The sequence below is a fragment of the Streptomyces sp. LS1784 genome (assembly GCF_020103755.1).
In the GTDB taxonomy this organism is placed as follows: Bacteria; Actinomycetota; Actinomycetes; order Streptomycetales; family Streptomycetaceae; genus Kitasatospora.
In genome coordinates this window covers 8,625-14,211 of sequence record NZ_JAHSQD010000184.1, presented here as the reverse complement: position 1 = coordinate 14,211, position 5,587 = coordinate 8,625, and the positions used below count along the sequence as shown (strand labels likewise).

Annotated in this window: 5 protein-coding genes; 3 read left to right on the top strand and 2 right to left on the bottom strand. The window is 74.2% G+C overall.

What is annotated here, in order from left to right; translation table 11 throughout:
• The coding region (locus KS423_RS21385; RefSeq protein WP_224281178.1) for a glycosyltransferase family 4 protein at window positions 1-928 on the top strand (928 nt) is incomplete at its 5' end.
• A 129-nt stretch (window positions 929-1,057) separates the two neighbouring features.
• The gene (locus KS423_RS21380; RefSeq protein ID WP_224281177.1) at window positions 1,058-1,732 is read left to right on the top strand and encodes a thiol:disulfide interchange protein DsbA/DsbL; all 675 of its coding nucleotides are present in this window, start codon (window positions 1,058-1,060) and stop codon (window positions 1,730-1,732) included.
• Window positions 1,733-1,835: 103 nt separating this feature from the next.
• On the opposite strand, the gene KS423_RS21375 is transcribed toward KS423_RS21380, so the two are convergent.
• Window positions 1,836-2,582, bottom strand: coding sequence for a cyclopropane-fatty-acyl-phospholipid synthase family protein (locus KS423_RS21375; RefSeq protein WP_224281176.1), 747 nt, complete (start codon window positions 2,580-2,582; stop codon window positions 1,836-1,838).
• Between the two features lie 43 nt (window positions 2,583-2,625).
• On the bottom strand, window positions 2,626-3,774 hold the full coding sequence (locus KS423_RS21370) for a glycosyltransferase (RefSeq protein ID WP_374120000.1): 1,149 nt from the start codon (window positions 3,772-3,774) through the stop codon (window positions 2,626-2,628).
• A gap of 57 nt (window positions 3,775-3,831) precedes the next feature.
• Between KS423_RS21370 and KS423_RS21365 the strand changes: the two genes are divergently transcribed.
• Complete coding sequence (locus tag KS423_RS21365; protein WP_224281175.1) at window positions 3,832-4,602, top strand: glutamate racemase; 771 nt, start codon at window positions 3,832-3,834, stop codon at window positions 4,600-4,602.
• The last annotated feature ends 985 nt before the right edge of the window (window positions 4,603-5,587 follow it).

Below are 5,587 nucleotides of genomic sequence, written 5' to 3'. Positions count from 1 at the left end.
CGTGCTGGGCCCCGGCCGGCTGCACCCGAGCACGCTGCGGGCGTTGCGCTCCGCCGCGCGCACCGCCGACGTGGTGCTCGCGCACGGCTCGGACACCCTGGCCGCCTGCGCCCTCGCCCTGGCCGGGACCGGTACGCCCTTCGTCTACGTCTCGGTCGGCCACCCGCGCTACTGGACCGCCAACCGGCTGCGCCGGGTGCGCGGCGGCGCGCTGATGCACCGCGCGGCCGCCGTCACCACTCTCACCGACGAGGCGCGCGACGTCCTGGAGGAGCAGTTCCGGCTGCCCGAGGGCAAGGTGCACGTGATCCCCAACTCCCGTGCGGCCGAAAGCTATCCGCCCGCCGACGGCCGGGACGACCGGCGCGCGGCGCGGCACGCGCTGGGCCTTCCGGCCGACGTGCTGCTGGTTGCCTGGATCGGGGCGATAGCTCCGGAGAAGCGGCTCGACCTCGCCCTCGATGTGCTCGACCGGCTGCCCGACGTCCGGCTCGCCGTCGCCGGGGACGGACCACTGCGCGAGACGCTGGCCCGCCACCCGGCCGCCGCCCGCGCCCATTTCCTCGGCCCGCTGCCCGACCCGGTCCCGCTCTACCGCGCCGCCGACGCCCTGCTGCTGACCAGCGACAGCGAGGGGGTGCCCGGTGCGCTGATCGAGGCGGCACTGGCCGGGGTGCCCGCGGTGGCCACCGATGTCGGCTGGGTGCGCGAGGTGGTCCGGGACGGCGCGACCGGTGCGCTGGTCGCCCCCGGGGACCCGCTCGCCCTCGCCGAGGCACTGGGCAAGGTGCTCGCGGTCAACCGGGCGGGCCTCGGTGCGGCGGCCCGGGCGCACGCGCTGGAGCACTTCGAACTGGGTGCCGTCGTGGACGCCTGGCAGCAACTGGTCGCGGAGGTCTGGACGGCGGGCACGGAGGGCGCCGGCTGACCGCATCGACCCCGTCGGTGGTCGGCTCCGTCCACGGGCGAGGCCCGGCTGCGCCGTCCGGACGAATCCGGCACGGCCCGTGCCTGAGCAACCGGCCGGAAACGAGCCGTCACCAGCACACTGCCCGGTGTGAACTCGAAGTCGCTGCTGCGGTCCACCGTCCTGCTCGCCGTCGCCGTCGGGATTGCCGCGTCCCCCGTCCAGGCCGGCGCGACGACCCACCAAGTCCCCTCCAGGGGCGTCCAGTTCGTCAAACCCGACCACCCGCAGCGGGTGCGCGAGAGCGCCCTGACCGAGGCGGTCGAGTTCTTCTGGTACGACTGCGGCCACTCCCAGGCGCTCGAACAGCCCTTGCGGGCCTGGGCGGAGAAGCACCGCGCCGATGTCGCGCTGCGCCGCGTCCCGGCCGTCTGGCCCGGCACCCGGGACGAGGCCGTGCAGCGTGCCCACGCCCGGCTGTACTACACGCTGGAGCACCTCGGCCTGGTCGACCGGCTCCAGGCCGGCGCCTTCCGGGCCGTGCACGACGAGGGGCTCGACGTCACCACCGAGGTCACCGCCACCGACTGGGCCGTGCGCCAGGGCGTCGACGGCCAGGCGTTCGGCCGGACGTACCGCTCCGCCGTGGTGAACCGGTCGGTCGACGAGGCCGCCGCCGCCTTCACCCGCTACGGCATCAACGAGCTGCCGACGGTCGTGATCCAGGGCGAGTACCGCACCTCGCCGACCCTGGCCGGTGGGGTCGAGGCGATGCCCGAGGTGCTCGACCGCCTGGTGCGGCAGGAACAGGAACACAGTCGCTGAGCCTGCGTTCCCGGCCCTTGCCGCGACATCGGACCAGCTCGCTCATGTGCGGTGCCGGGCAGGTGGATTGGCTGTTTCGACAGCTTCTGCCGATTCAGCCGCTTCAGTCGCGGCGCAGCAGGTACGTGACGAAGCCGAGCGTCCCCCGGTAGCCGTGCAGCCACTCGGTGCGGTGCCGGTCCGCGGCCTCCCGGGCGGCTGCCGCGTCCGGGAGGTCCGGGTGGTCCAGCGCCCACTCGGCCAGCGAGCCCGTCCAGGAGAACTCGTAGTCGTCCCACTCCTGCTCGGTGCTGACGTGCCCGAACACCGGTGTCCAGCCGTCCGCGAGGACCCGGTCGGTGGTCGTCGCCAGATCCGCGAAGTCCTCCCGGACCGCGCCCAGCCCGTCCAGCGTCGCCTGCGACGGCTCGCGCTGCCAGAACCCCTCGCCGACCAGCAACCGGCCGCCGGGGGCCAGCAGTTCCCGGGCCGCGGCGAGCGTCGGCAGCAGACCGTCGAAGGCGTGGGTGGCGCCGACGCACAGCACCAGGTCGAAGGGCTCCTTCGTGGCGAAATCCCGTGCGTCCAGGTGGTGCAGGCCGATCCGGCGGACCACGCCGAGTGCGGTCGCGGTCTCCCGGGCCCGGGTCAGCGCCGCCGCGTCCAGGTCCACGCCCACCGCCTGCCAGCCCGGGCGGGCAGCCAGCGTCCGGAGCAGCCAGGCGCCCTCACCGCAACCGAGGTCAAGGGCCCGGCCCCGTTCCGTCCCGGCGGTGGCGCGGTCCAGCAGCCGGGCCACGGACTCGTCCGCCAGGGGGGCCGCGATCGGGTGGTGGGCATGGGCGAGACGGGAGATCTGCTGACGGTCCATCCGAGCAGTATGGATCGGGGCGGCCCGCCGTGCAGGGGGTTTCTCAGGCCCGGGAGTAGGTGCGGCCCTTCCATGCCGCGCCCCGGCCGCGCCAGTGCTGCACCGCCGAGTCCACCGTCATCAGCAGGTACAGCCCCGCGGTGAACGGCAGCAGCAGCACGGCCACGGCCGGCTGCCCGTAGTACCGGACCATCGGCAGGTACGTGCCCGCCATCAGTGCCCACGCCGCCCCGCCCGCGGCCGCCACCGCCGGCACCCCCGCGGCCGGCCCGGCCACCGTCGCCACCGGCGGGACCAGGTACACCAGCGCCAGCCCCAGCACCGTCCCGGACAGCAGCAGCGGCGAGTGCCTGAGCTGGGCGTACGCGCTGCGTGACACCATCCGCCACAGCTGCTCCAGCCGTGGGTACGGGCGCACGCTGACCACGTCGTCGGCCAGGCCCAGCCAGGTCCGGCCGCCGGTGGACTTCACCGCCCGGGCCAGCGACACGTCGTCGATCACCGCACCGCGGATCGCCGCCACTCCGCCCGCCCGCTCCAGCGCCTCGCGCCGCACCAGCGAGCAGCCGCCGGCTGCGGCCGCCGTCCGGGCGCCCGGACGGTTGCTCCGGCGGAACGGGTACAGCTGGGCGAAGAAGTACACGAAAGCCGGCACGATCAGCCGCTCCCAGCCGGTCCCCACCCGCAGCCGGGCCATCTGTGACACCAGGTCCAGCCCGTTGCTCTCGGCGGCGGCCACCAGCTCGGCCAGCGAGTCCGGGCCGTGCGCGATGTCGGCGTCCGTCAGCAGCAGGTACTCGACGTCCGGCCCGGCCAGCGCCACGCCGTGCCGCAGTGCCCACAGCTTGCCGGTCCAGCCCGGTGGCAACGGGGGAGGGGTGGTGACGGTCAGCTCCAGCCCGTCGATCGTCCGCAGCTCCGCCGCCAGCGTGCCCGTGCCGTCCGAACTGTGGTCGTCCACCAGGATCACCCGGGCCCGCCCCCGGTACTTCTGCGCGAGCAGCGTCGGGAGGCTCACCGGGAGCACCGAGGCCTCGTCCCGGGCCGGCACCACGATCGCCGCCTGCGGCCAGCGGACCGGCGGACGACGCGGCGGCAGCCGTACGTCGGTGCGCCAGAACGAGCCGTGGCAGCACGCCAGCCAGAGCCAGACCAGCAGGGAGAACGCGGCGATCCACAGCAGGACGGTCACCCCGGCAGTCTGCCGCAGAACCGGGCCGGGCGGGCGGATCGACTAAAGTCTTGACCCGTGAAGATCGCACTGATGGACTCCGGAATCGGCCTGCTGGCCGCCGCTGCCGCCCTTCGGAAGCTGCGCCCGGACGTGGATCTGGTGCTCTCTTCCGACCCGGCCTCGATGCCGTGGGGGCCCCGTACGCCGGAAGAGGTCACCGAGCTGGCCCTCGGCTGCTGCCGGGCCGCCGCCGCGCTCGAACCCGACGCGCTGGTGATCGCCTGCAACACCGCTTCCGTGCACGCGCTCGCCACCCTGCGGGCCGAGCTGGAGCCCGGGCTGCCGGTGATCGGCACCGTCCCGGCGATCAAGCCCGCCGCAGCGCAGGGTGGCCGGGTTGCCATCTGGGCCACCCCGGCCACCACCGGCAGCGCCTACCAGCGCGGGCTGATCCACGACTTCGGCGGTTCGGCGGACATCACCGAGGTCGCCTGCCCGGGCCTCGCGGACGCGGTCGAGCACGGCGACGACGAGGCCATCACGGCCGCCATCGCCGACGCCGCCGCCAGGACACCGGCCGGCACCGACGTCATCGTGCTCGGCTGCACCCACTACGAACTCGTCGACGACCGCATCCGCGCCGCCGTCGCCCCGACCGCCTCCCCGGCGCTCACCCTGTACGGCTCCGCCGACGCCGTCGCCGCCCAGGCCCTGCGCCGCGTCGCCGACCCCACCCGGGCCGGCGCCGGCACCCTCACCGTCCTCCACGCCGGCGCCCCCGCCGACCTCCCCCCGGTTGCCGCCCTCTACCCCCAGGGCAACACCCTCGCCACCCTCATCGGCTGACATGCGCAGAAGTCGACAGGTCGACTTCCCGGCAGCACGCCGGGGGTCGGCTCGGCCGGCTTCCGGTACCGCCCCGGACACCATCTCTGCGGAGCCCGCCCCCCGAAAGCTGCCGGCCGCCCGCCGGGCCCTGCCCGCGCACGGGAAGTCGGCCCAGCCGACTCTCCACGCGACCGCATCGACTTCCCCGCAGCACGCCGGGGGTCGGCCCGGTCGACTTGCGGCACGGCCCGCGGGCGGCATGCTGTGCAGCCCGCCCCCTGAAAGCTGCCGGCCGCCCGCCGGGCCCTGCCCGCGCACCAGAAGTCGGCCCGGCCGACTTCTCGCGCAGCGGCCGTTCTGAGGGCCAAGCTCGGGTCGCGCTTCCATCTCGCTGTGCTGGGCGACCAGGCTGTCGCCGTTTCCCTGTGTATGGGGTCGCGCCCCTCCTGGCTCGCTGTGCGCAGGAAGTCGGCCCGGCCGACTTTCGGTGCGTCATGGGCCCGCCGGCCGGTCGGCCTTGGTGGCTTGTCCGGCTCGTGCAGGAAGTCGGCCGGTCCGACTTCCTGCGTCGAGCCGCGTCGCCAAGGGGTGCATCTACTCGTGTAGAGTTTGCGGGAACTCGGTAGATCCGACTTTCTGTTCGAGAAGGCTGTGGGTGTTGGTCCGGCACTTCCGGCGCCCGCAGAGCTTCGGCCGAGCGTACGAGAAGTCGACCTGATCGACTTCTCGTGCGGTGGCGATGGGCCGGAGATTCGCCGACCGCGCCTCCTGGCTTGTTCGCGGCACACCAGAAGTCGGCGTGGTCGAGTTCTGGTGCGGGGTTGGTTCGGTGGCCGGTTGCTTTCGGGTCTTGTCCGGCTGGCGCGGGAAATCGGTCGGCTGGTCCCCGTGGACGAGGGGCGTCAGGGGGAGTCTGCTCGCGCAGGAGTCTGATGGTCGCCAAGCGGTTGCGTGGAAAGTCGGCCCAGCCCACGTTCCCAGCCACCCCGGAGGCGCCCGCCGC

Bases quoted from the DNA above. Each gene is read 5' to 3' on its own strand.
- KS423_RS21375 (WP_224281176.1), bottom strand. From the start codon at position 2,582: ATGGACCGTCAGCAGATCTCCCGTCTCGCCCATGCCCACCACCCGATC.